Origin of the sequence: Streptomyces sp. NPDC002232 (genome assembly GCF_042890295.1) — a bacterium.
In the GTDB taxonomy this organism is placed as follows: Bacteria; Actinomycetota; Actinomycetes; order Streptomycetales; family Streptomycetaceae; genus Streptomyces.
Map to the genome: position 1 here is coordinate 691,019 of NZ_JBIARV010000005.1, position 23,003 is coordinate 714,021.

General features: G+C 74.2%; 25 protein-coding genes and 1 pseudogene. 12 read left to right on the forward strand and 14 right to left on the reverse strand.

The features are described from left to right. Positions 1-8: 8 nt before the first annotated feature. Complete coding sequence (locus tag ACFYXU_RS26225) at positions 9-1,508, reverse strand: MFS transporter (RefSeq protein ID WP_389460226.1); 1,500 nt, start codon at positions 1,506-1,508, stop codon at positions 9-11. A gap of 142 nt (positions 1,509-1,650) precedes the next feature. On the opposite strand from ACFYXU_RS26225, the gene ACFYXU_RS26230 reads away from it, so the two are divergent. After that, complete coding sequence (locus ACFYXU_RS26230; protein WP_384568620.1) at positions 1,651-2,379, forward strand: TetR/AcrR family transcriptional regulator C-terminal domain-containing protein; 729 nt, start codon at positions 1,651-1,653, stop codon at positions 2,377-2,379. Here the strand turns inward: ACFYXU_RS26230 and ACFYXU_RS26235 are convergent. From ACFYXU_RS26235 to ACFYXU_RS26255, 5 genes are all read right to left on the reverse strand, one after another. Further along, complete coding sequence (locus ACFYXU_RS26235; RefSeq protein ID WP_389460228.1) at positions 2,328-3,716, reverse strand: MFS transporter; 1,389 nt, start codon at positions 3,714-3,716, stop codon at positions 2,328-2,330. The two genes, ACFYXU_RS26230 and ACFYXU_RS26235, sit on opposite strands and share 52 nt — an antisense overlap. An 81-nt stretch (positions 3,717-3,797) precedes the next feature. Continuing rightward, the gene (locus tag ACFYXU_RS26240) at positions 3,798-4,175 is read right to left on the reverse strand and encodes an ArsR/SmtB family transcription factor (protein ID WP_376514123.1); all 378 of its coding nucleotides are present in this window, start codon (positions 4,173-4,175) and stop codon (positions 3,798-3,800) included. Between the two features lie 132 nt (positions 4,176-4,307). Beyond that, on the reverse strand, positions 4,308-4,514 hold the full coding sequence (locus ACFYXU_RS26245; RefSeq protein WP_329851982.1) for a cold shock domain-containing protein: 207 nt from the start codon (positions 4,512-4,514) through the stop codon (positions 4,308-4,310). 201 nt (positions 4,515-4,715) lie between these two features. Then, complete coding sequence (locus ACFYXU_RS26250) at positions 4,716-5,447, reverse strand: DJ-1/PfpI family protein (RefSeq protein ID WP_376514121.1); 732 nt, start codon at positions 5,445-5,447, stop codon at positions 4,716-4,718. 177 nt (positions 5,448-5,624) lie between these two features. Beyond that, positions 5,625-6,218, reverse strand: coding sequence for a TetR family transcriptional regulator (locus ACFYXU_RS26255; protein ID WP_389460231.1), 594 nt, complete (start codon positions 6,216-6,218; stop codon positions 5,625-5,627). A 414-nt stretch (positions 6,219-6,632) separates the two neighbouring features. Between ACFYXU_RS26255 and ACFYXU_RS26260 the strand changes: the two genes are divergently transcribed. The 4 genes from ACFYXU_RS26260 to ACFYXU_RS26275 all read left to right on the forward strand — a co-directional run bounded on the left by ACFYXU_RS26260 (position 6,633) and on the right by ACFYXU_RS26275 (position 10,416). After that, positions 6,633-7,289, forward strand: a complete 657-nt coding sequence (locus ACFYXU_RS26260; protein WP_389460233.1) for a ScbR family autoregulator-binding transcription factor — start codon at positions 6,633-6,635, stop codon at positions 7,287-7,289. Positions 7,290-7,439: 150 nt separating this feature from the next. Further along, positions 7,440-8,612: an acyl-CoA dehydrogenase family protein gene (locus tag ACFYXU_RS26265; RefSeq protein ID WP_376514116.1), complete on the forward strand. Its 1,173-nt coding sequence runs from the start codon at positions 7,440-7,442 to the stop codon at positions 8,610-8,612. A 28-nt stretch (positions 8,613-8,640) separates the two neighbouring features. Continuing rightward, complete coding sequence (locus ACFYXU_RS26270; RefSeq protein ID WP_329855069.1) at positions 8,641-9,426, forward strand: electron transfer flavoprotein subunit beta/FixA family protein; 786 nt, start codon at positions 8,641-8,643, stop codon at positions 9,424-9,426. A gap of 33 nt (positions 9,427-9,459) precedes the next feature. Beyond that, a complete protein-coding gene (locus ACFYXU_RS26275) occupies positions 9,460-10,416 on the forward strand; it encodes an electron transfer flavoprotein subunit alpha/FixB family protein (protein ID WP_329855070.1) in 957 nt (318 codons plus the stop codon). A 77-nt stretch (positions 10,417-10,493) separates the two neighbouring features. Here the strand turns inward: ACFYXU_RS26275 and ACFYXU_RS26280 are convergent, their stop codons facing one another. From ACFYXU_RS26280 to ACFYXU_RS26300, 5 genes are all read right to left on the reverse strand, one after another. After that, positions 10,494-10,877, reverse strand: coding sequence for a zinc ribbon domain-containing protein (locus ACFYXU_RS26280; protein WP_389460236.1), 384 nt, complete (start codon positions 10,875-10,877; stop codon positions 10,494-10,496). A 131-nt stretch (positions 10,878-11,008) separates the two neighbouring features. Continuing rightward, positions 11,009-11,716 carry a TetR family transcriptional regulator gene (locus ACFYXU_RS26285; protein WP_329855072.1) on the reverse strand — a complete coding sequence of 236 codons (708 nt, stop codon included), beginning with the start codon at positions 11,714-11,716 and terminating at the stop codon, positions 11,009-11,011. Between the two features lie 88 nt (positions 11,717-11,804). After that, positions 11,805-12,566: an SDR family NAD(P)-dependent oxidoreductase gene (locus ACFYXU_RS26290; RefSeq protein ID WP_389460238.1), complete on the reverse strand. Its 762-nt coding sequence runs from the start codon at positions 12,564-12,566 to the stop codon at positions 11,805-11,807. 240 nt (positions 12,567-12,806) lie between these two features. Further along, positions 12,807-13,277, reverse strand: a complete 471-nt coding sequence (cynS, locus tag ACFYXU_RS26295; protein ID WP_389460240.1) for a cyanase — start codon at positions 13,275-13,277, stop codon at positions 12,807-12,809. 34 nt (positions 13,278-13,311) lie between these two features. After that, the gene (locus ACFYXU_RS26300) at positions 13,312-13,908 is read right to left on the reverse strand and encodes a carbonic anhydrase (protein WP_376516467.1); all 597 of its coding nucleotides are present in this window, start codon (positions 13,906-13,908) and stop codon (positions 13,312-13,314) included. Positions 13,909-13,991: 83 nt separating this feature from the next. Between ACFYXU_RS26300 and cynR the strand changes: the two genes are divergently transcribed. The 3 genes from cynR (at position 13,992) to ACFYXU_RS26315 (ending at position 16,441) form a co-directional block, all read left to right on the forward strand. Then, positions 13,992-14,891 carry a transcriptional regulator CynR gene (cynR, locus tag ACFYXU_RS26305; protein ID WP_389460242.1) on the forward strand — a complete coding sequence of 300 codons (900 nt, stop codon included), beginning with the start codon at positions 13,992-13,994 and terminating at the stop codon, positions 14,889-14,891. A 319-nt stretch (positions 14,892-15,210) separates the two neighbouring features. Further along, a complete protein-coding gene (locus ACFYXU_RS26310; RefSeq protein ID WP_389460557.1) occupies positions 15,211-15,774 on the forward strand; it encodes a heme-binding protein in 564 nt (187 codons plus the stop codon). Positions 15,775-15,811: 37 nt separating this feature from the next. After that, positions 15,812-16,441, forward strand: coding sequence for an ankyrin repeat domain-containing protein (locus tag ACFYXU_RS26315; RefSeq protein WP_389408574.1), 630 nt, complete (start codon positions 15,812-15,814; stop codon positions 16,439-16,441). A gap of 120 nt (positions 16,442-16,561) precedes the next feature. Here the strand turns inward: ACFYXU_RS26315 and ACFYXU_RS26320 are convergent. Further along, a pseudogene (locus tag ACFYXU_RS26320) lies at positions 16,562-17,107 on the reverse strand (CGNR zinc finger domain-containing protein); the annotation flags it as partial. A 56-nt stretch (positions 17,108-17,163) separates the two neighbouring features. On the opposite strand from ACFYXU_RS26320, the gene ACFYXU_RS26325 reads away from it, so the two are divergent. Together ACFYXU_RS26325 and ACFYXU_RS26330 are read left to right on the forward strand one after the other, a co-directional pair. Beyond that, positions 17,164-18,345: an MFS transporter gene (locus tag ACFYXU_RS26325; protein WP_389460244.1), complete on the forward strand. Its 1,182-nt coding sequence runs from the start codon at positions 17,164-17,166 to the stop codon at positions 18,343-18,345. Between the two features lie 397 nt (positions 18,346-18,742). Next, on the forward strand, positions 18,743-18,922 hold the full coding sequence (locus ACFYXU_RS26330) for a hypothetical protein (protein ID WP_329849237.1): 180 nt from the start codon (positions 18,743-18,745) through the stop codon (positions 18,920-18,922). A 1-nt stretch (position 18,923) separates the two neighbouring features. Here the strand turns inward: ACFYXU_RS26330 and ACFYXU_RS26335 are convergent, their stop codons facing one another. Further along, on the reverse strand, positions 18,924-19,376 hold the full coding sequence (locus tag ACFYXU_RS26335) for a DUF6221 family protein (protein WP_376516476.1): 453 nt from the start codon (positions 19,374-19,376) through the stop codon (positions 18,924-18,926). Positions 19,377-19,503: 127 nt separating this feature from the next. Then, on the reverse strand, positions 19,504-20,649 hold the full coding sequence (locus tag ACFYXU_RS26340; protein ID WP_329856971.1) for an acyl-CoA dehydrogenase family protein: 1,146 nt from the start codon (positions 20,647-20,649) through the stop codon (positions 19,504-19,506). A 115-nt stretch (positions 20,650-20,764) separates the two neighbouring features. Between ACFYXU_RS26340 and ACFYXU_RS26345 the strand changes: the two genes are divergently transcribed. Both ACFYXU_RS26345 and ACFYXU_RS26350 read left to right on the forward strand, forming a co-directional pair. Continuing rightward, entirely contained in the window at positions 20,765-21,370 is a 606-nt protein-coding gene (locus tag ACFYXU_RS26345; RefSeq protein ID WP_329856972.1) for a TetR/AcrR family transcriptional regulator, read from the forward strand. A gap of 201 nt (positions 21,371-21,571) precedes the next feature. Then, entirely contained in the window at positions 21,572-22,885 is a 1,314-nt protein-coding gene (locus ACFYXU_RS26350; RefSeq protein ID WP_389460246.1) for an ROK family protein, read from the forward strand. Positions 22,886-23,003: the final 118 nt, after the last annotated feature.

Genomic DNA, 23,003 nt, shown 5'->3' on the forward strand with positions numbered 1-23,003 from the left:
CGGGCGGGTCAGGCCGCGAGCTCCCTGTCCTCCGCCCCGGTGGCGACGGGGGCGGCCTTGGCGTCGCGCATCACCAGGGTGGCGAGGACGGCGGCCGCGAGGACTCCGACGGCGCTGATGGTGAAGGTGGTGGACATCGAGGAGGTGAAGGCCTCGCGGGCGGCGGCGACCAGGCCGGCGTCGCCCCGGGCCGCGGCGAGCGCGCCGCCGATGGACTGCTTGGCCTGCTCGGGGGCGTCGGCCGGCATCTCGGAGGCGTAGGTGCTGGTGAGGAGCGAGCCGAGGATGGCGATGCCGAGCGCCGTGCCGGCCTGCTGGATGGTGTCGTTGAGCGCCGAGCCGACGCCCGCCTTCTCCTCGGGGATGGTGCTCATCAGGGCGCCGACGGCGGCCGGCATCGCCAGGCCGGCGCCGAGGCCGAGCAGACCGAGGGCGACGGCCGGGACGGTGAAGCCGGACCGGGCGTCGACGGTGGTGAGCAGGGCGAAGGAGGCGGCCATGACGAGCATGCCGCCGAGGATCAGGGGCCGGTTGCCGGTCCTCGCGGCGAGTCCGGCACCCGCGCCGTTGCCGAGGAGGGCGGCGACGGCGAGCGGGACGAAGGCGAGGCCGGCCTTGACGGGCGAGTAGCCGAGGACGAACTGAAGGTACTGGGTGAGGACGAGCAGCAGTCCGCCGTTGCCGATCTGCACGAGGGTCAGGGAGAGCGAACCGCCGCTGAAGTTGCGGTGCTTGAAGAGGACCAGCGGGACCATCGGCGCCGGGGTGACGTTCTCCCAGACCACGAATCCGCCGAGGGTGACGACGGCGACCGCGAGGGTGAGGAGCGAGCGGCCCTCGAAGGCGCCGTGCTGCGGGATCTCGATGATCCACCAGATCAGGGCCGTCATGCCGACGGCGGAGAGGAGCGCGCCGAGCGGGTCGGGCTTCTGCCAGGGGCCCTTGGACTCGGGCATCAGGGTGAGGGCGGCGGCGACGGCGAGCACGACGACCGGGACGTTGATGAAGAAGATCGAGTGCCAGGAGAAGTGGTCGATCAGGACGCCGCCGAGGACGGGGCTGCCGACGAGGCCCAGCATGGACACGGAGCCCCAGGCGGCCATGGCGCGGGGCCGCTCGTCCTCGTCGAAGACGGTGATGAGGAGGGAGAGCGTCGAGGGCATGATCAGCGCGCCGCCGACACCCATGGCGACGCGGGCGGCGATCACCTCGCCCGGGGTGGTGCAGACGGTGGCGGCGAGCGAGGCCGCGCCGAACAGCAGCAGGCCGAGGACCATGACCTTCCGGCGGCCGAAGCGGTCCCCGAGGCTTCCCGAGGTGAGCAGGAGTCCCGCGAAGACGAGGATGTAGGAGTCCAGGATCCACTGGATGTCCTGGGCGTCCGCGCCGATGTCCTCGGTCATGGACGGCACCGCCACGGTGAGCGCCATGCTGTCGACCACCAGGACCAGGGTGCTGAGGCAGAGCACGACCAGGATCCACCAGCGGCGTGGGTTGCGGGTTTCCATCGGGAGTTCCCCCTCGGGTTCTCGTTCGCTCCCCCTGGAGCGCCCGTCGATGCGAACACTGTACGCAGCTGCGTACAGTGTTCGCAAGAGCGGTAGCCTGTACGCTGCATGCGCACGTTGTACGCAGAGACCGAGGAGGATCATGACCGCCGCCAAGGCGAACCCCGTCGCGTCCGTGTGGACCCGCGAGCGGTCCGCCCCCGACCAGCCGGCGCTCAGCCGGGCCTCGATCGTCCGCGAGGCGGTCGTCATGCTCGACGCCGACGGCATCGAGGCGCTCAGCATGCGCAAGCTCGGCGCCCGACTGAACGCGGGCGCGACCTCCCTCTACCGCCACGTCGCCACCAAGGACGAGCTGATGGAGCTCGCCGTGGACGAGGTCGCCGGCGAGATCACCGTGCCGCCCCCGGGCGGCCCCTGGCGGGCCGCCGCCACCGAGGCCGCCACGTCCTTCCGCGCGACGGCCCTGCGCCACCCCTGGCTCTCCTCCACCCTCGGGCAGGCGGGACTCGCCTATCTGGGGCCCAACCTGATGTCGTACTCGGAGCGGCTCGCGGCCTTGTTCACGGCGGCCGGCTTCCCCGAGCCGAGCCGCGCGATCGACACCCTCCTGTCGTACGTCATCGGCATGAGCACCACGGAGGCCGCCTGGCTCGGCACGGTGGCCCGCTCCGGGGAGACCGAGGCCGGGTTCATCGCCCGTCTCATGCCCGCCGCACAGCAGGCGGCGGCCGGCCACGACCACCTCGCCGAGGCGTACGCCGACGCCGCCACGAGCTCGGCGGCCGACCCCGTCGCCCTGCGGGACGCCAAGTTCGCCTACGGCCTCGACGTGGTCCTGGACGGCCTGGAGATGCGGCTCCCGCGCTGACCCGACGCCGGCGGCCACCGCCGGTGCAGCGCGTCGATGCGGAACGCGTGGACGTGGTGCGCGCCCGCACCGGCCAGGTGCGGGTGACCGGCCGGGAGTTCGGGGTGGACGTGCGCCAGCTCGGCCGGGTCCTCACGGGGCCAGAGGCGCGCCGCGCCCACGGCCCCGAGGAGAGCGAGACCTCCGAGCACGGCCGCCGAGACGGCGGGACCCGCCCCGGCGGCCAGCACACCGGCGAGCGGATACGTGAGCAGCCAGCAGGCGTGCGAGAGGGAGAACCGGGCCGCGAAGGCGGCCGGCAGGTCGGCCCCGTCGGCCGAGCGCCGCACCACCCGGCCGCCCGGAGTGAGGACCGCCGACCCCGCGGCGCCGAGGACCAGCCACACCGCGAGCAGCCCGGGCCAGGAAGCGGCGCCCGGCCCCGGGGCGAGACCGAGGGCGAGCAGCGCGAGGGCGCCGGGCAGGACGAACGCCGCCCGCACCATGACGGCGCGGTCGTCCGCCCGGCCCAGGGCGCGGGGCAGCAGCAGCGCCACGGCCATCGAGCCCGCGCCGTAGGCGCCGAGCGCCAGCGGGACGTCGGCGGCGGAGCGCCCGAGGGTGTCGCGGACCAGGAGCACGGTGTCGACGAGGACCACCGCCCCGGCCGCCGCGACGGCGAGGTCGAGGGCGAGGAGCGCGCGCAGCCGGGGGGTGCCGAGCACCAGCCGCACCCCGAGGGCCACCCGGGCGGGCAGCCGGTGCGCGGGTGCGGCACCCGGCTCCGGCGGCTCGGGCAGGGCCGTGGTGCGGACGAGGAGGGCCGAGGCGAGGAAGCCGGCCGCGGTCCCGGTGAAGAGCCAGGAGTACGGGACGAGGGCGAGGAGCGCGGCGGCGAGCACAGGGCTGGCGAGGCTCTCCAGGTCGTAGGCGAGCCGGGAGAGCGAGAGGGCCTCCGTGTAGGCGCGCTCCTCGGGCAGGACCTGCGGGATCGTCGCCTGGAAGGCCGGGGTGAAGACGGCGGACGAGGCCTGGAGCAGGAGGATCAGGCCGTACACCTGCCAGACCTCGGTCACGAACGGCAGGGCGAGCACGACCGTCGCCCGCGCGAGGTCCATCGAGACGAGCAGCGCTCGCCGGGGCAGGCGGTCGGCGAGCGCCCCGGCGAGCGGGGCGATCGTCACGTACGCGGCCATCTTGAGGGCGAGCGCGGTGCCGAGCACGGCGGCGGCGTCGGCCCCCGCCAGGTCGTACGCGAGGAGGCTCAGGGCGACGGTCGCGAGGCCGGTGCCCGTGAGGGCGACGACCTGGGCGGCGAACAGGCGCCGGTAGGTGCGGTTGCGCAGGACGGACAGCATGGGGACGCCCCCGGTCGGCCACGGCGGACGGCTGAGGCCTCCACCGTAGCGGACATGTGCACGCGTGCGCACATGTTTACGTCAGTCGTGCCAGGGCTCGCCGGTCACCTGGTGGTCGGCCCGGCTGATCGCCTCGACCACCAGGCGCTTCAGATGGCCGTCCGGCATGGCGTAGACGACCCGGCGGCCGTCCTTGCGGGTCGTGACGAGCCCGCCGAGGCGCAGCTTGGCGAGGTGCTGGCTGACGGCGGGCCGCGCGGCCCCGCACGCCTCGGTCAGGGCGGTGACATCGGCCTCGCCCCGGGTGAGCAGCCACACCAGATGGAGCCGGGTGGGGTCGGAGAGCAGCCCGAACACCTCGGCCGCCGCTCCGAGTTCGCGTACCCCCGGGTTCCGCTCGTGCGGGCGGGCGGCGGGCGCGGGGCCGGTCGCCGGGGGCTGGGGCTCGGACGTGGGCATGGGCCCACCGTACCCAGGGGGCACGGACGGGGAGGCGGCGCGCGTCGGACTCCGGCGGAGCGGCGGCGCGGGTCGCGTACAGCCGCCTCCCGCCACCTTCAGTGAAAGGAGGCGCCGCGCGGGGCCGTCCCGTCAGAGGCGGATCTCCTTGGCCTCGAAGCGGCCCTCCCCGAGGACCAGCACGAAGGAGAGCTGCTGCCCCTCGGAGACCGTCCGCTCCTCGCCCTCGATGTCCTCGGCGCTGAAGTACACCTGCTCCTCCGAGCCCACGGGGACGACGAAGCCGTACCCGCCGAGACGGTTGAAGGACTGGACGAACCCTGTGCTTCTGCCTTCCACGGCGGCCTCCTCGTCGTCGGGGGGCGAGGCGGTCGGGGGTGTGCACGCCTCAGGGGAGGTGTACCCCGCCGGGCCGCCCTTCGCCACCGCCGACGGCCGGGCGAACCATCGCCGATGATCTAGTAGAATATTCAACAGAGGCCCGCTGCCGGAGATCCCCCGTGTCCGTCAGCGGGCCTCACCCTTTCCCCGGCGCCCGCGTCAGCGCCGCCCCGGCCGCACCCAGACCGTGCCCCGGGCCTCGTACTCGAGCATGGCCTCCAGGCCGTTCGCCGCGTCGGGTCCGAGCTCGCGGCGGACGAGCCAGAGGGCGAGCTCCAGACCCGAGGTGACACCGCCCGCGGTCACCAGGTCGCCGTCGTCCACCACCCGGGCCCCCTTGAGGACACCGCCCTGCCGCTCCAGGTCGGGCCGCGCCTTGTGGTGGGTGGTGCAGGGGCGGCCCCGGGTCAGCCCGGCGGCGGAGAGCAGCATGACGCCCGTGCACAGCGCGCCGACGGTGAGCCCCGGCCGGACCGCGGCGGCGAGGGCGCGGGGCAGGGTGCCCCGGTCGATCTCGGCCCAGACGCCCGGGCTGTCCCGGCGCGCGTAGCCGCCGCCCGGCACGACGAGCAGATCGGCCTCGTCCGGGGCCCAGGAGTGCTCGACCCGGACCTTCGTCCCGTAGGCGGCGGTGACGGTGCCGGGTCCGCCGGCCGAGACGTACCGGACCTCCACCGGCCGCTCGGAGAAGAACCCGGCGGCGGAGAGCACCTCGTAGGGGGCCGCGAAGTCGAGCTCCTCGACGCCGTCGAAGAGGACGAGGTGGACGCGGAGCGGGCGGCGCGCCGGGGCCGGGGCGGCGGCGTGCGCGGTCCCGGCGGCGGTGACGCCCCCGAGCGCGGTCGTGGCGCCGAGGGCGGAGGTGGCGCGGAGCAGGTCGCGGCGGTTCATGGTTCTCCCCCAGGAGGTGGCAGGTCCCGACGTTCTGTGTCGCGTCGAGGCAGTCGCCCCCGCCGCTTCCCGGTTCCCGGCCCCGAGGGTCGCCCCGCCGACGGTCCCGCTCCCCACGTCGCCCGCCGTCGGGCCAGGAGGGTCGACACCGGGCCCACCACCGACCCCGCCGCCGGGTCAGGCGTCGCGCGGGCAGGCGATGCGCGCCGTGATCCTGGCGATGCGCCGGGCCGACTCCTCCGGCGGGGCCACCGGCTGCACGATGTGGCTGACCGTGAGGCGGACGATCGCCTCGACGGCCAGTCCCCGGGACTCCTCGTCGACCTCGGGCCAGGCCTCGGCCGCGTACGCGTCGAGCATCGCCATCGCCGTGCCGAAGACCGGCTCCGGGCGGGTCGTGAGGTAGGCGAGGAGGTCGTCCTCGCCGCCGCGCGGCGCGACCAGGACGCTCTTGACGAGGGGGTTGTCCACGGCCTGTTGGAGCGTGTAGCCGACGCCCGCGGCGGCGGCCTCCTCCAACTCCCCGCGATGGGAGTCGAGTTCGCGCTGGATGCCGACGAGGAACCCCTCCAGCTCGCGCTGGATCAGGGCCGTGCCGATGGCCTCCTTGGAGCCGAACTCGTTGTAGAGCGTCTGGCGGCTGATGCCGGCGGCCCGCGCGAGGGTGGTCATGCGCAGCACGCCCCAGCCGTCGGCGGCGACGAGCCGGTGGGCGGCGTCGAGCACCTGCTCACGCAGGAGGGACCGGACGCTCTCGCGGAAACGTGTCATCGCGCCCCAGCCTATCCACGGGGCACCGGCCGACGGGTCGACTCCCGGATCGCGGTCCACCCACGACCGGGACGGCGCCCCGCGGGGCTCCGTGCGGTGGCTCCGGGAGGCCCACATGACGAACTGATCCTCGGCGGGTACCCCGATTTCGGCCCGAGCGGGGAGCATGGTCGCCTGGCGTATCGTCTCGGCCACCTGCACGGGGGCGCGACGGTCTCACGTCACCGGAGAGAAGAAGGGGCGCGCGGCAGGCCGGCGAACAGTGAAGGGGAACCGGGAGGAGTGGGGGATCCGTTAGAGTCCCCGCACCCCTGGGGAGCGGGTCCGCCCCGCCTAGGATACGTACAGCCCGGTTTCCTTTTCAATGCTTCACGTCACACCACGGGCACAGACAGCGATACAGCGGGAGGCGCCTTGGCACAGCAAGCGCGTGCAATCAAGACCCGACGGGCGATCCTGGAGTCGGCCGCGACCGTCTTCGCGGAGCGCGGCTACGAGCGGACGACCATCGGGGAGATCCTGGTGCGCGCCGGGGTGACCAAGGGGGCGCTCTACTTCCACTTCACGTCCAAGGAGGACCTCGCCCTCGGCGTGCTCAACGCCCAGATGCTGGACGAGCCGATGACGCCCCAGCCCATCAAGCTCCAGGAGCTCGCGGACCAGGCCTTCCTGCTGGCCCACCGGCTCCAGCACGACGCCCTCGTGCGCGCCAGCGTGGCGCTGACCCTGGACAGCGGCGCCGTCAGCGTGGACCGTGCGGCGCCCTTCCGGGCCTGGGTCGACCAGGCGTCGGAGATCATGACCGTCGCGAAGTCGCGGGGTGAACTCCTCGTCCACGTGGACGTGACGGACACCGCAGAGCTCTTCGCGGGCGCGTACGCGGGGATCCAGACGATGTCCCAGATCATGTGTGACCGCAACGATCTCCTGCACCGGGTCGCGGTCCTGTTGCAGTGCCTGCTGCCCAGCATCTGCACGCCGGCCCTGCTGACCGGTCTCGACCTGACCGAGGGTCGCGCCCGGCAGCTCGCCGTGGAGTACGACGCGACCAAGCTCCGGCGCGCGGGCTGATCGCCCCGCACGCACCCCTGGACGGAAAACCGACCGGCCGGTACAGAGCGCCCCGACGCAGAACAGCGTCGGGGCGCTCTGGCGTCATGGCACTGAGTGTGTTTTGCTGAGGGTACTCAGTGCCACAAGCGTCTAGGGGAGCTCCACATCATGGGTAAGGACTTCGACCTGTATCGGCCTTCCGAGGAGCACGACATGCTCCGGGAGTCGGTGCGTGCCCTCGCGGAGGCGAAGATCGTGCCGTTCGCGGCGGCGGTGGACGAGGAGGGCCGGTTCCCGCAGGAGGCCCTGGACGCGCTGGTCGCCAACGACCTGCACGCGGTGCACGTCCCCGAGGCCTACGGCGGCGCGGGCGCGGACGCGCTGGCCACGGTGATCGTGATCGAGGAGGTCGCCCGCGCCTGCGGCTCGTCCTCGCTGATCCCCGCGGTCAACAAGCTGGGCTCGCTGCCGGTGATCCTCTCCGGTTCCGAGGAGCTCAAGCACCAGTACCTCGCACCCCTGGCCAAGGGCGACGCGATGTTCTCCTACGCCCTGTCCGAGCCCGACGCCGGCTCCGACGCCGCCGGGATGAAGACCCGCGCCGTGCGCGACGGCGACTCCTGGGTCCTCAACGGCGTCAAGCGCTGGATCACCAACGCCGGCGTCTCGGAGTACTACACCGTGATGGCCGTCACCGACCCCGACAAGCGCTCCAAGGGCATCAGCGCCTTCGTCGTGGAGAAGTCCGACGAAGGCGTCTCCTTCGGCGCCCCCGAGAAGAAGCTCGGCATCAAGGGCTCCCCCACCCGCGAGGTCTACCTCGACAACGTCCGCATCCCCGCGAGCCGCATGATCGGCGCCGAGGGCACCGGCTTCGCCACCGCCATGAAGACCCTCGACCACACCCGCATCACCATCGCCGCCCAGGCCATCGGCATCGCCCAGGGCGCCCTCGACTACGCCAAGGGCTACGTCACCGAGCGCAAGCAGTTCGGCAAGCCCATCGCCGACTTCCAGGGCGTGCAGTTCATGCTCGCCGACATGGCCATGAAACTCGAAGCCGCCCGCCAGCTCACCTACGCCGCCGCCGCCCGCTCCGAACGCGTCTCCACCGGCGCCGACGGCGCCAAGGAACACCTCACCTTCTTCGGCGCCGCCGCCAAGTGCTTCGCCTCCGACATCGCCATGGAGGTCACCACCGACGCCGTCCAGCTCCTCGGCGGCTACGGCTACACCCGCGACTACCCCGTCGAACGCATGATGCGCGACGCCAAGATCACCCAGATCTACGAAGGCACCAACCAGGTCCAGCGCATCGTCATGGCCCGCAACCTCCCGTAACCACCCGTTCCTCGAAAGGAGACAGGCCGTGACCCTGAAGATCGCTGTCTGTGTGAAGTACGTCCCCGACGCGACCGGCGACCGCGGTTTCGCCGACGACCTGACGACCGACCGCGAGGCCGTCGACGGACTCCTCTCGGAGCTCGACGAGTACGCGGTGGAGCAGGCCCTGCGCATCTCGGAGGAGTCCGACGACGCCGAGGTCACCGTCGTCACGGTCGGCCCGGACGACGCCAAGGACGCGCTGCGCAAGGCGCTGTCGATGGGCGCCGACAAGGCCGTCCACGTCAACGACGAGGACATCCACGGCTCCGACGTCATCGCCACCTCGGCGATCCTGGCCAAGGCCCTGGAGAAGACCGGCTTCGACCTGGTCGTCTGCGGCATGGCCTCGACCGACGGCACGATGGGCGTCCTGCCCGCGCTCCTCGCCGAGCGCCTGAGCCTGCCGCAGGTCACCCTGCTGTCGGAGCTCTCCGTCGAGGACGGTCTCGTGAAGGGCCGTCGTGACGGCGACGCCGCGACCGAGCTCCTGGAGGCCCCGCTGCCGGCCGTCGTCTCGGTCACCGACCAGTCCGGCGAGGCCCGTTACCCCTCCTTCAAGGGAATCATGGCCGCCAAGAAGAAGCCGGTCCAGGAGCTGGACCTGGACGACCTGGACATCGACGCCGACGAGGTCGGCCTCGGCGGCTCCTGGACCCTGGTCGACGCCGTGGCCGCCCGCCCGGCCCGCACCCAGGGCACGATCGTCACGGACGAGGGCGACGGCGGCAAGCAGCTCGCCGCCTTCCTCGCCACCCAGAAGTTCATCTGATCCACCGTCATCCCACCTCAGGAGCAAGGAATCATGGCTGAGATCCTGGTTCTCGTGGACCACGCCGACGGTGCGGTCCGCAAGCCGGCCCTCGAACTGCTGACCCTGGCCCGCCGCATCGGCGAGCCCTCGGCGGTCGTCCTCGGCGCCGGCGAGGCCGCGGCCTCGATCGCCGCCACGGCCGGCGAGTACGGCGCCGCCACCGTGTACGTCGCGGACGGCGCCGAGTTCACCGAGCAGCTGGTCGTCCCGAAGGTCGACGCGCTGACCCAGCTGGCCCAGGAGAAGGGGGCGGCCGCCGTCCTGGTCACCTCCTCGGGCGAGGGCAAGGAGGTCGCGGCCCGCGTCGCGCTCCGCCTCGGCTCCGGTCTGATCACCGACGCCGTCGAGCTGGAGGCCGGCGCGTCGGGCCCGGTCGCCACCCAGTCCGTCTTCGCCGCCTCGTACCAGGTGCGGTCGACGGTCTCGCACGGCGTCCCGGTCATCACCGTCAAGCCGAACTCCGCCGCCCCGGAGGCCGCCCCGGCCGCCGGCGCCGTCGAGAACGTCACCGTCGCCTTCACCGGCAACGCCGCCAAGGTCGTCTCGCGCACCCCGCGCGTCTCCAGCGGCCGCCCCGAGCTCACCGAGTCCCCCATCGTGGTCTCCGGCGGCCGGGGCGTGGGCGCGGCCGAGGGCTTCGCGGTCGTCGAGAAGCTCGCCGACTCGCTGGGCGCGGCCGTCGGCGCCTCGCGCGCCGCCGTGGACGCCGGCTGGTACCCGCACGCCAACCAGGTGGGCCAGACCGGCAAGCAGGTCTCGCCCCAGCTGTACGTGGCGGCGGGCATCTCCGGCGCGATCCAGCACCGGGCCGGCATGCAGACCTCGAAGACGATCGTCGCGGTCAACAAGGACCCCGAGGCCCCGATCTTCGACCTGGTCGACTACGGCGTGGTCGGCGACCTCTTCGAGGTGCTGCCGCAGCTCACGGACGAGATCGGCACGCGCTGACTCCGGAGTCGTCCTCACATGACGGGAGGGGGCGGGTGGCACTCTGTGCCACCCGCCCCCTCCCGTCACGTCCGCGCTCAGTACCAGCCGTCGAGCGGAACCTCCTCGCAGAGCCGCACGACCGGCCTGACCCCGGAGAGCGCGGCGCCGGAGACCTTGACCCGGACGCCGGGGCGCACCGCGTGCGGCGGTCCGTCGACCCGGCAGCGGACCACGAAGCCCTCCGTCATGTGGACCGGCCAGAGGTCGGCGTCGGCGGCGGCGACCCCCCGTCGCACGGAGATCACGCCCTCGCCCTCGCTGAGTTCGGGCGCGAGGTCGGTCGACCCGCAGGTCGGACAGAGCAGGCGCTGGAAGGTGGTGGTGTGGCACCAGCGGCAGCGCTGGAAGTACAGCTCGGAGTCGGGGGCCGGCTCGTCGGCCTGGACGGCGGTCCCGCTCCTCAGTCCCGTGTGGAACACGATGCCTTCTCCTCGCACTCGGCGGCTCGACCGTGCATGGAGCAAAGATATGGCACTGAGTGCCATCAAATAAAGACCTGAGTTCCCTCAATTAGAGATACTGAGAACCCTGGGCACTCCGCGGAGGTCCCTCAGCCCTCTCCGAGGCTCGACTCCACCTCGCGCACCACGCGCCACATGGGGGTGGAGCGCTTGGTGATCACCACGACGACGTCCTCGGTCTCCTCGGCCGGCGCGTCCACGACCTGCCCGGTGGCCCAGGTGGAGCGGACGAACTCCAGGGCACCGTCGACCTCGGCCAGCGGGTCGCCCTCGCCGCCCGAGCGCAGCCAGTGCCGCAGGGCGTGGTTGTGGGCGGCGACCACGGCCGCCGCGACGACGTTGGCGCGCAGGGTGCCGTCCCTGCGGTCGGCCCAGCGGGTGCGCAGGTAGTCGCCGAGGGTCTTCTCGTACCGCCAGACCACCGACAGCTCGTAGGTGCGCAGTCCGGACACCTCGCGGGTGAGCCGGTAGCGCTGCACGGAGAAGGTGGGGTTCTCGGCGTACATCCGCATGACGAGCCGGGCGGCGTCGCAGACGCGGACGACCGGGTCGTCGGAGTCGGCGCTCGCCGCGAGGAAGCGGGTCATGTCGGCGAGGCACTGCTCGTGGTCGGGGAAGACCACGTCCTCCTTCGACGGGAAGTACCGGAAGAAGGACCGCCGGCCGACGCCCGCGAGCGTGACGATGTCGTCGACGGTGGTCTGCTCGTAGCCCCGCTCCAGGAAGAGCTGGAAGGCCGCGGCGATGAGGGAGTCCCGCATCGCGGGCTTCGTGGAGTTCGTCGACGCTGTTCCCATGGCCCGAACCTAACATCCACCGCACCCTCGCGCGGCACTCGGTGCCGGAGACTTCCGACACCGAGTGCTGTCACGGGGGTACGGAGGCTCAGCGGGCGGTCATCCGCAGGGCGCCGTCCATGCGGATGGTCTCGCCGTTGAGGTAGTCGTGCTCGGCGATCATCGTCACGAGCCGGGCGTACTCCTCCGGACGCGCGAGGCGCTGCGGGAAGGTGACGCTCGCGGCGAGACCGGCCCGGACGTCCTCGCCGAACCCGGACATCATCGGGGTGTCGACGATGCCGGGGGCGATGGTGACGACACGGATGCCGAACTGGGCCAGGTCGCGGGCGGCGGTGACGGTCATGCCGGCGACACCCGCCTTCGAGGCGGCGTACGCGATCTGCCCGACCTGGCCCTCGAAGGCGGCGATCGAGGCGGTGTTCACCACGAGGCCGCGCTGCCCGTGCTTGTCCGGTTCGTGGCGGGCGATGGCCTCGGCGGCGAGCCGCATCACGTTGAAGGTGCCGAGCAGGTTGACGTGGAGCACCGTACGGAAGAGGTCGAGGTCGTGCGGTCCCTTGCGGCCCAGGATGCGGGCGGAGGGGGCGATGCCGGCGCAGTTCACGGCGAGCCGCAGCTCGGCGCCGTCGGCGTCGACCGCGGCGAGCGCCTCGCGCACCTGGTCCTCGTCGGTGACGTCCGCGGCGAGCAGCCGGACGCCTTCGGGGACCTCTCCCGCGGCGGCCACGGCCTTGTCCAGGTCCAGGCCGTAGACGGTGGCGCCGCGGGCGGCGAGCGCGGCGGCGGTGGCGGCGCCGAGGCCGGAGGCGGCGCCGGTGACGAGAGCGGCGGAGCCTGCGATGTCCATGGAACTCCTCGTTCGTGTCGTGCGGGTGCGACCCTGCCGCCGGGTTGGCCGCCGGATCGGGCGCGTGCCCGCGGAGGACCGCGCGGTCCGCGCGATCTGCGCCGCCCACCATAGAACCGTGGGGAGCGCCCCCGGAAGCGGAGGCCGGCGCGCGCGCTCCGGCCCGGCTTCCCCGGTCACGGCCGGACCTCCGCCGGGGCGGGTCCGGCCGAGGTGGCCGGACCCGCCCCGGGGGCTGCGTCAGAAGGGCTTGGTCGGCAGGTACTTGCCGTCCAGGGTGATGACGGCGCGCTCGCCGCCCTCCGGGTCGGCGACCTTCTTCACGTCCAGCCTGAAGTTGATCGCCGAGATGATCCCGTCGCCGAACTGCTCGTGCACGAGCTCCTTGAGCGTGCTGCCGTAGACCTGGAGCATCTCGTAGAAGCGGTAGACGGTCGGGTCGGTGGGGACGGCACCGTCGAGGGATCCGCGGGTCGGGATCGTGCGCAGCAGGCGCACCGCGTCCTCGTCGAGGTCGAGCAGCCCCGCGACGGCCCGGGCGGACTCCTCCGGCAGCGCGTGCTGGCCGAGGACGGCGGCGGTGGTGAAGGCGACGGAGTGGCCGGAGACGTCCGCGATCTGCTGCCAGCTCAGGTCCTCGCGGATCTTGGCGTCGACGGCGGCGACCGCGAGGGCGCGACGGGCGGTGGGGTCGAACTGGGAGTGCACCACGAGGGGTACGTCCTTCCTTGAGGGGATCGGTGGATCAGGCGGCGAGCGCGGGGGCGGCCGCGGCGGGGAGTTCCTCGACGGTGCCTTCGGCGATGTCGAAGACCCAGCCGTGCAGGCGCAGCTCGCCGGCGGCGAGGGCGCGGGCCACGGAGGGGTGGGTGGTGAGGTTCGCCAGCTGCGCGGCGACGTTCTCCCGCACCAGGGCGGCCACGTCGGGTGTCCCGGCGGCCGCCGCGCGGGCGACGGAGGCGTCGGCGTGCCGCAGCCAGGCGGCGACGGCGGGCGCGGCGGTCAGGTCGTGGCCCTCGGCGAGCGCGGTCATCGCGCCGCAGGCGGAGTGCCCGCAGACGACGACGTCCCGCACGCCCAGGACGGCCACGGCGTACTCGACCCCGGCGGTGACGGCGTCCGTGCCCGGGGTGTGGGCGGGGACGAGGTTGCCGGCGGTGCGGATGACGAAGAGCTCTCCGGGGTCGGTCTGGGTGATCAGTTCGGGTACGACACGGGCGTCCGAGCAGCCGATGAACAGCGTGCCGGGCCGGTGGACGGTGGCCAGGCGGGCGAAGAGACCGGCCTGGGCAGGGAAGACCTCCCGCTGGAAGCGGGCGATTCCCTCGGCGAAGTGGGGCATGTCCCCACCGTGCACGACCAGGACCTATAGCGTCCAAGACCTGCTGTCGATGTCTGCTATAGATGGGATCTATAGTCGGTCGCATGCAGCCGGAACTCCGTCACCTCCGCTATCTGCTCGCCGTCGCCGAGCACGCCGGCTTCACCCGGGCCGCCGAGGAGCTCCGTGTCGCCCAGCCCACCCTGTCCCAGCAGATCAAGCAGCTGGAGAAGGCCCTCGGGGCGCAGCTCCTGGACCGGACCGGCCGCACCGTGCGCCTCACGGACGCCGGGGAGACCTACGCGCGCCACGCCCGGCGCGCCCTGCGGGACCTGGCGGCGGGCGAGCGGGCGGTGCTCGACGTGCGGGACCTGTCCCGGGGCCACCTCCGGCTCGCCGTCACGCCCACGTTCACCGCGTACCTCACCGGCCCGCTCGTCGCCGCCTTCCACACCCGCCATCCGGGCATCGGCGTGGAGGTGCGGGAGCTGCCGCAGGACCGCATCGAGGCCGAACTCCTCGCCGACCGGCTGGACCTGGGCATCGCCTTCCACGGCGAGCACCTCGCGGGCATCGAGGCCACGGAGCTGTTCACGGAGACCCTCGGGCTCGTCGTGGGCCCCGAGCACCCCCTCTCCGGACGGACCGAGCCGGTCGCGGCGGCCGAACTGACGGGACATCATGTCGCGCTGCTCAGCGCGGACTTCGCCACCCGTCTGCACATCGACGCGTACCTGTCCGGGCACCGGGTCCGGCCGGTGGTAGCGGTGGAGGCCAACTCCGTGACCGCGCTCACCGAGATCGTCCGGCGCACCACCCTGGCGACGGTCCTGCCCGACGCCGTCACCCGCGACCATCCGGGGCTGACCCCGGTGCCGCTCTCCCCCGCGCTCCCGGCCCGCGCGGTCGCCCTGCTGCGGCGCGCGGCCGGCTACCGGAGCGCGGCGGCGGGCGCCTTCGCCGACGTGGCGGCGCGCTGGGGCACGGAGACGCGGGGGCGCTGAGGGCGGGACCCCGGGCGGGCGCCTACGGAGGGCAGAGCGCCGTGCGAGGCTCCGGCAGGGGCCCCACCGGGCGGGAGCGGCGACAACACTCCCACTCCGGCAGGGGCCCCACCGGGTAGGAGCGGCGACAACACCCCCTCGCATCGCGGGGTCAACCGATCGGATGACCTCCGGGTCGGCCGTTGCGGGCCCCGGAGGCAGCCGGGACGCCGACGGACGGCGGAGGGGTGCGCGCCCAGGATGGAGGGGAGAGCGGGCCACGGCTTCCCGACGGCCCCCGCGATTCCCCGAGTTCACTGGAGCAGATCCCATGAAGCACGTGAAGAAGGCCTCCTCGCGCACCCGTGTCGTGACCGGTGGCGCGCTCGTCGCCGCCCTCGCCCTCGGCGGCTTCGGGGCCTACTCCGCGAGCGCCACCGGCCAGGACACCGCCGCCGCGCCGGCCGCCGCCGCCAAGGCCGACGTCAGGAACAAGAACACCACGACGTCGACGCACCTGACGATCGAGGCCGCGACGAAGGCGGCGCGGGCGACCCTGGACGCCGCCGAGAAGGAGAACCAGCGCGTCTCCGTCGCGGTCGTCGACCGCAACGGCAACACGATCGTCACCCTGCGCGGCGACGGCGCCGGCCCGCAGTCCTACGAGTCGGCCGAGCGCAAGGCCTTCACCGCCGTCTCCTGGAACGCCCCCACCTCCGTCCTCGCCGGCCGCCTGGCCAACGCCCCCACCCTGAAGGACATCCCCGGCACCCTCTTCCTCGCCGGCGGCGCCCCGGTCACGGCGAAGGGCGCCCCCATCGCCGGCATCGGAGTCGCCGGCGCCCCCTCCGGCGACCTCGACGAGAAGTTCGCCCAGGCCGGCGTCGCCTCCCTCGGCAGGTAGGACCCCGGGCCGGCGCCCGCGGACGAGGAATCCCGCCATGAACCCGCTCGACCACACCCTTCTGGCGGCCGCCGCGCGCGGCGACACCCGCGCCGTCCGCGCGGCCCTCGACGCGGGCGCCCGCGTCGACGTCCGGGACGGGCACCGCCGCACCCCGCTGCTGCGGGCCGCGCTGCGCGACCACGTCCCCGCCGCGCGGGCGCTGCTCGACGCGGGCGCCGACCCGAACGCCCGGGACGACCGGTCCGACAGCCCGTGGCTGGTCACCGGCGTCACGGGCAGCGTCGCCATGATGCGGGCCCTGCTCCCGGCGGGCCCCGACCTGCGGCTGACGAACCGCTACGGCGGCACCGCGCTCATCCCCGCGGCGGAGCGCGGCCACGTGCCGTACGTCCGCGCGGTGCTCCACGAGACGGCGATCGACGTCGACCACGTCAACCGGCTCGGCTGGACGGCGCTCCTGGAGGCCGTGATCCTCGGCTCGGGAGCCCGCGCCCACCAGGACGTGGTGGCGCTGCTCCTCGCGGCGGGCGCGGATCCCGAGCTCCCCGACCCGTACGGCCGCACGGCGCTCCACCACGCCGAGCGTCACGGCCTGACCGGGATCGCCGCCCTCCTCAGGACGGCGGCCCCGGGCTCACGACCGACCCGGCACGGAGCGGCCTGAGCCCCTGGCGGACGCAAGACGGTCTGGGCCCCCGGCGCTCGCGGACCCGCCGGAGCCCCCGCCGCGCGCGGAACTGCCCGACCCGCCCGGTACTTCCCCGCCCGGGCCCCCGGCCGACTGCCGGACCCGGTGGGCCGCGACCCGCTCGCGGGTGGCGCAGCGACGGGAGCAGTAGCGGCGCTCCGGCCCGCTGCCCTGGGCGACGAAGACGTTCCGGCAGCTGCCCGAGGCGCACGTCCCGCCGGGCGGGCGCTGCCGGTCCCAGACGAGAACCGCGAGCGCCATGCAGGACGAGGCGAGCAGCCAGTCGGCCCAGGGCGCGTCGTCGTCCCGGTCGATGTGGGCGTGCCAGGGCGCGGTGCCGTCGTGCGAGGTCAGTCGGAGCGGCCCGGTGTGCTCGCTCAGGAGCCGGTTGAGGACGGTCGCGGCCTCGTCGGCGCTCGGGGCGGCGAAGACCTCGCGCAGCAGGGCGGCGGCCGCGCGCATTCCGGCGACCTCGTCGGGTCCGAGCGCGACGGGCCCGGCCTCCCCGTACTCCACGAGGACGGCGGCGACGCGGTCCGGGTCGGGCCGGTCGCCGGCGAGCGCGTTGAGGAGGGCGGCCGTGCGGCGGGCCGTCGTCAGGACGGAGTGACGGGTGGACCAGTCGTCCTCGGGGGCGGGCATCCCCGGAATGTAACGCATCTTGCGGAGTTTTGAGTTACCTCCGTACGGTCCGGGGGATGCGGACCCACACGTATCTGACCGGCGCCCTGGTGGCCCGTACGGGGGACGAGGCGGCGGGACCGGCGCTGCTGCTCGCCGGATTCGCGGTCGCCGGATCCACCGCCGGGGCATCGGCGCTGCTCGCGGGCCTGAGCCTGTCCGCCGCGCTCGGCGGGCCGGTGCTCGGGGCGCTCCTGGACCGGGCGGCGCGACCGGGCCGTCCGCTGGCCGGGGCGCTCGTGCTGTACGCCGGGGGCCTCACGCTCGTCCTGGCGGGACTGGGGCGCCTTCCCCTCCCCGTCATCGTGGCGACGGCGCTCCTGACGGGCCTGGCCGGTCCGGCCCTCTCGGGCGGCTGGTCCGCCCAGCTGCCCGCCGTGGCGCCGGAGGGCCGGCTGACCCGGGCCAACGCCCTCGACACCATGACCTTCGGCGCGGCGGCCCTCGCGGGGCCGGTCCTCGCGGGCGGAGCGGCGGAGGTGCTGGGGGCTCCCACGGCCGTGGTGCTCGCGGCGGCCCTCGTCGCCGCTGCCGCTCCGGCGGCCTGGGCCCTCCCCGCGCGGGCACGGACCACCGGGACGTCCCGGTCGGTCCTCGGCGCCCTCGCCGCCGGGACGCGCGCGGTGCTCCGGAACCGGAGCCTGGCCCGGGCGACCCGTACCTCCGTGGTCTCCTGCGTCGCCCAGGGCATGCTGACGGCCTGCGTACCGCTCCTGGGCGAGCGGGTCCTCGGCGGGGCGGGCCGCGGGGCGGCGCTGCTCTCCGGCGCGGCGGTCTCCGCGCTCGCCGCCAACGCCCTGCTCGCCCGCTTCCCGCCGCCCCTCACGCCCGACGCGCTGGTACGGGCCGGTGCGCTGGTCCAGGCCCTCGCTCCCGCGCTCGCCCTGACGGGGCGGCCCGCGCTCCTGGTGGCGGCGTTCCTCGTCTCGGGCCTCGGGGAGGGGCCGCAGCTCACCGCCCTGTTCGCGGTGCGGCACCGGGAGGCGCCGGAGCGTCTGCGGGGTCAGGTCTTCACCACCGGCGCGAGCCTCAAGATCACCGGCTTCGCGGTGGGGGCCGCGGCGGCGGGCCCCCTGGCGGCCTGGTCGCTCCCGGCCGCCCTGACGGCGGCGACGGCGACGGCCCTCCTCGCGGTCGGCAGGGGGGAACGGGCCGCTCGGACCCCGCTCCCGGCCCGTCCGGGGCGTCGGGAGGCTTGACGTCGGGCGCGGGGCGCGGTGCCATGCGTACACGGGGGTGGGGCATGAGCGACGAGGGACGCGACGACACCGAGGACCAGGGTGATGTTCCGCCCCGGGCCCCTGGGCCTCCCGGCGATGTTCCGCCCCGAGCCCCCGGGCCTCCCGGCGATTTCCCGGACACCTTCTGGACCGTGCTGCTCGCGCTGATCGTGCTCGGGCTGTTCCTGTACGGCCTGACACGGGGCGAAGGTGGCGGAGGACACTCCGACGGGTACACCGGCTGGCACTGAGCGCCCCGACCCGCCCGGGGCACGGGGGCGGGAGCCGCCTCGGCCGGGTCCGCGTGCGCCTACGTGGCGGACCCCACGTCGGCGGAGTGCCCGAGCTGTCAGACCGGGGCCCTACTCTTGTCGTCATGTCCGTTGCGCACAGAGAGACCCCGAGCCCCGACGCCCTGAACGACGCGATCCGCACCCTGTGGGCCCGCGCCGGGGAGCAGCGCCGCCCGCTGACGGCAGACGAGCAGCGGATCTATCAGGTGCTCGTGGCGGCGTGGGCCGAGGCGACGCAGGCGGGTCAGGGGCTGGCGGCCTGAGCTACGGACGCCACTCACCGCGATAGTCGGGGTGGCGGCTGTACGGCAGGGCCAGGAGCCGGAGCGTCCATTCGGTGGTGACCGGCGGGGCGGCGAACCTCGCCCCGGTGTCGTCGTGGATCCAGCGCCCGCCGTCGTCCTCCTCGACCGGGCCCATCCAGGCGAGCGCGCACGACCTGCCGAAGGAGTGCCGTCCCTCGGCGCCGCACACCGGCGGGCAGCCCGCCGCGGAGGCCTCGATCAGCTGCCGCTTCACGTAGACCTCGGCCAGCACCCGCGCGGGGTCGTGGCGCGCGATGTGGTCCGCCTCGGCCGAGGCGGGGACATCACCCGTCCCGCCGCCGTCCCGGCCGGGCGCGACGTCCCGGGGTCCGGCTGCCGGACGGTGAGCCGCGCGGGCGGCCCGCTCGTCGCCGTCGAGCCGGGCACGGAGGAACGCGATCAGGTCGCTCATGGGCCCTCCCGGACCGTCGAGGATCGGCGGGTCCGCCGGCCGAGGCGGTTCTCCTGCGGGGACGGAGGACCCGGTACGAGGGTAGCCACGCACGAAGAGGTCCCCCGCGTCCCCGGCGGGAGCTCGGCTACCGCGCCAGGCCCCGGCTGATGACGAGCCGCTGGATCTGGTTGGTGCCCTCGAAGATCTGGGTGATCTTCGCCTCGCGCATGTAGCGCTCGACCGGGAAGTCCCGGGTGTAGCCGTACCCGCCGAAGACCTGCACGGCGTCCGTGGTGACCTTCATGGCCGTGTCGGTCGCGATCAGCTTGGCCGCGCTCGCCTGCCGGCTGAAGGGGCGGCCGAGGTCGCGCCGCCGGGCCGCGTCCAGGTAGGTGGCGCGGGCCGCGTCGACGGCGGCGGCCATGTCGGCGAGGAGGAAGCCCAGGCCCTGGTGGTCGACGAGCCGCCGGCCGAAGGTGGTGCGCTCGTTGGCGTACGCGACGGCGGCGTCCAGGGCCGCCTGGGCGAGGCCCGTGGCGCAGGCGGCGATGCCGAGGCGGCCGCTGTCGAGGGCGCTGAAGGCGATCTGGAGACCCTGGCCCTCGTCGCCGACGAGCCGGTCCTCCTCGATCAGGGCGCCGTCCCAGTACGCGGCCGTCGTCGGCACCGCCTGGAGGCCCATCTTGCGCTCGGGCGCGCCGAAGCTGAGGCCGTCCGCGGCGCCGGGGGCGAGGAAGCAGGAGATGCCGTGGCCGCCGGGGGCGGTGCGGGCGAAGAGGGCGTAGAAGTCGGCCCTGCCGCCGTGGGTGATCCACGCCTTGGTGCCGGTGATCCGGTAGCCGCTGCCGTCGTCCTGGCGCTCGGCCTTGCAGGTGAGGGCGGCGGCGTCGGAGCCGGCCTGGGGCTCGGAGAGGCTGTAGCCGCCGATGGAGCGGCCCTCCAGCATCGCGGGGAGCCACCGCTCCTTCTGCTCCCGCGTGCCGAAGGTGTGGAGCGGGTGGCAGGCCAGGGTGTGGACGCTGGTGGCCACCGCGACGGCGGCCCAGCGCGCGGCCAGCTCCTCCAGGACCTGGAGGTAGACCTCGTAGGGCTGGCCCCCGCCGCCGAACTCCTCGGGATACGGGAGGCCGAGGAGCCCGGCCTCGCCGAGGGTCGTGAAGAGACCCTCCGGGTACGTCTCGGCGGCCTCGTGCTCGTCCACCCGGGGAGAGAGCTCCTTGTCGGCGATCTCCCGGGTGAGGGCGATGAGGTCCGCTGCCTCGGGGGTGGGAAGCAGGCGGTCGACATCCATGGCGACTCCAGCGGCGCGCAAAGTGGTACTGGGAAAGGTACTTCAGTACCGGTTAGCGTAGCGCAGAAGGGTGCCGCCGTAACCCCCGGGAAGCGCGGCCTGGAATACTGGCGGGGTGATCGAGACCTCCGCCGCCGACGCCCCTCAGTTGACGGGCCGCGGGGCGGCGCGCCGCGCCGCCCTCTTCGAGGACCTCGTCGCCCTGCTCGTCGGGGAGGGCTTCGCCCGGCTGACGCTCGACGACCTCGCCGCGCGCCTGCGCTGCTCGAAGCGGACGCTGTACGGCCTGGCCGGCAGCAAGGAGCAGCTGGTCCGGGCGGCGGTCGTGCACTTCTTCCGGCGCGCCACGGCCCGGGTCGAGGCGGTCCTCGCCGCCGCGACGGATCCGGCCGAGCGCCTCGCCGCCTACCTGCGGGCGGTCTCGGCCGAACTGGCGCCCGTCTCCCCGCAGTTCTTCGACGATGTCGCCGCCTTCGAGCCGGCGGCGGAGGTCTACGAGCGCAACACCCGCGCGGCGGCGGGCCGGGTGCAGCAGCTCATCGAGGAGGGCGTGCGGGCCGGGGTGTTCCGCGAGGTGCACGTGACCTTCGCGGCCGACGTCATCTCCTCCGTGATGGTCCGCATCCAGCGGCGACAGGTGGCCGCGGCGACGGGGCTCGCCGACGCCGAGGCGTACGAGCAGCTGGCCGAGCTGCTGCTCAGCGGACTCCGCAGGGCCTGAGCGTCCGGCGCAGGACTCCGCAGGGCCTGAACGCCCGGCGCCGGACGCGGGAGGGCGAGCGGTCCGCCGCGTTCAGGAGGTGAAGGCGGAGCAGCCTCTCCCCCGGCTTATTTCAGGTCGTGACTTAAAATAAAAGAGAAGAGGGCACCCCGGCCCCTTCAGCGGTATCTTGCGGTCAGGACTACTCCACCTGGGGGCCAAGTGACCATGCGGAACGGCCGCACCGTGCGGGACCTGCGACGCGAGAACCGCACCGCCGTCCTCCAGCGCCTGTACTTCGACGGCCCGCTCAGCCGCTTCTCCCTGGGCCCCGCCACCGGGCTGAGCTCCGGATCGGTCAGCAACGTGGTCGCCGAACTCGTCGCGGAGGGCCTGGTGGAGGAGGCCGGCAGCGTCGACTCGGCCGGCGGGCGCCCCCGCACGCTGCTGCGGGTCACCCCCGGCAGCGGCTGCATGATCGGGGTGGACGTCGGCGAGACCCGCGTCCGCATCGAGCTGTTCGACCTCACCCTGACCGAACTCGCGCGCACCGAGCGCCCCTTGGCGGTGGACGGTGCCGCGCCGCACGACCGGTACGAGGTCGGGGTCGTGGTGGCCCATGTCCGCGAGGGCATCGCCGAGGTGCTGCGGGAGGCGGACGTCCCCGCCGAGCGGCTGCTCGGCGTCGGCGTCGGCGTGCCCGGCATCGTCGCCCACGGCACCGAGGAGGGCGCGGTGGTGCACGGCCAGACGATCGGCTGGGACGCCGTCCCGCTGGAGCGGCTGCTCCGCGCGAGCGTGGACCTCCCGGCCTCGGTGCCGTACTGGATCGACAACGGCGCCAAGACCCTGGGCCAGGCGGAGATGTGGTTCGGCGCCGGCCGGGGCGCGCGCAGCGCGGTCGTCGTGCTCTTCGGCTCCGGCGTCGGCGCCTGCGTGGTCACGGACCCGATGGCGCCCGGACAGGCGCTCGAATGGGGTCATCTGACGGTCCGGGTCCGCGGCCGCCGCTGCCGCTGCGGCGCGCGGGGCTGCCTGGAGGCGTACGCGGGGGCCGAGGCCCTGCTGGAGCGGTGGCGCGAGGCGGGCGGGGAGCCGCCGGCGGGCGCGGACGAGGAGACGGCCCTGACGGCGATGCTGGCGGCCGCGTACCCGGCGGACCCGGGGACGGCGCCCGACGCGGCGGTCCTCGGGGTCCTGGAGGAGACCGCCGAGTACCTGGGCGCCGGGTTCGCCGACCTGATCAACCTCTTCCAGCCCGAGCGGATCCTGGTCGGCGGCTGGGCCGGCCTCCAGCTCGGCGCCCGCTTCCTGGAGACGGTGAAGGGGTACGCGACCGAGTACGCGCTGCGGTACCCGGCGGCCCGGGTCACCGTCGGGCTGGGCACCCTTGGCCCCGACGCGGTGACCGTCGGCGCGGCGATCCTGCCGCTCGCGGACTTCTTCGCCCGGGGCGGACGGCGGGCCGGATCGGACACGCCCGTGGAGGCGCAGCCGGCGTGGGCGTCGACCGTACGGGACAGGGCGGCGCACTGAGGCGGCCGCCGCCGGCGGCGGCGCGGGCCACCCGGGTGACGGCGACCGACACCCCCGGGCGACGGAGCCACGACGGACGCCGCCTTCCGCAGGAGCCGGTTCGCCGCCGGCTCCGGGG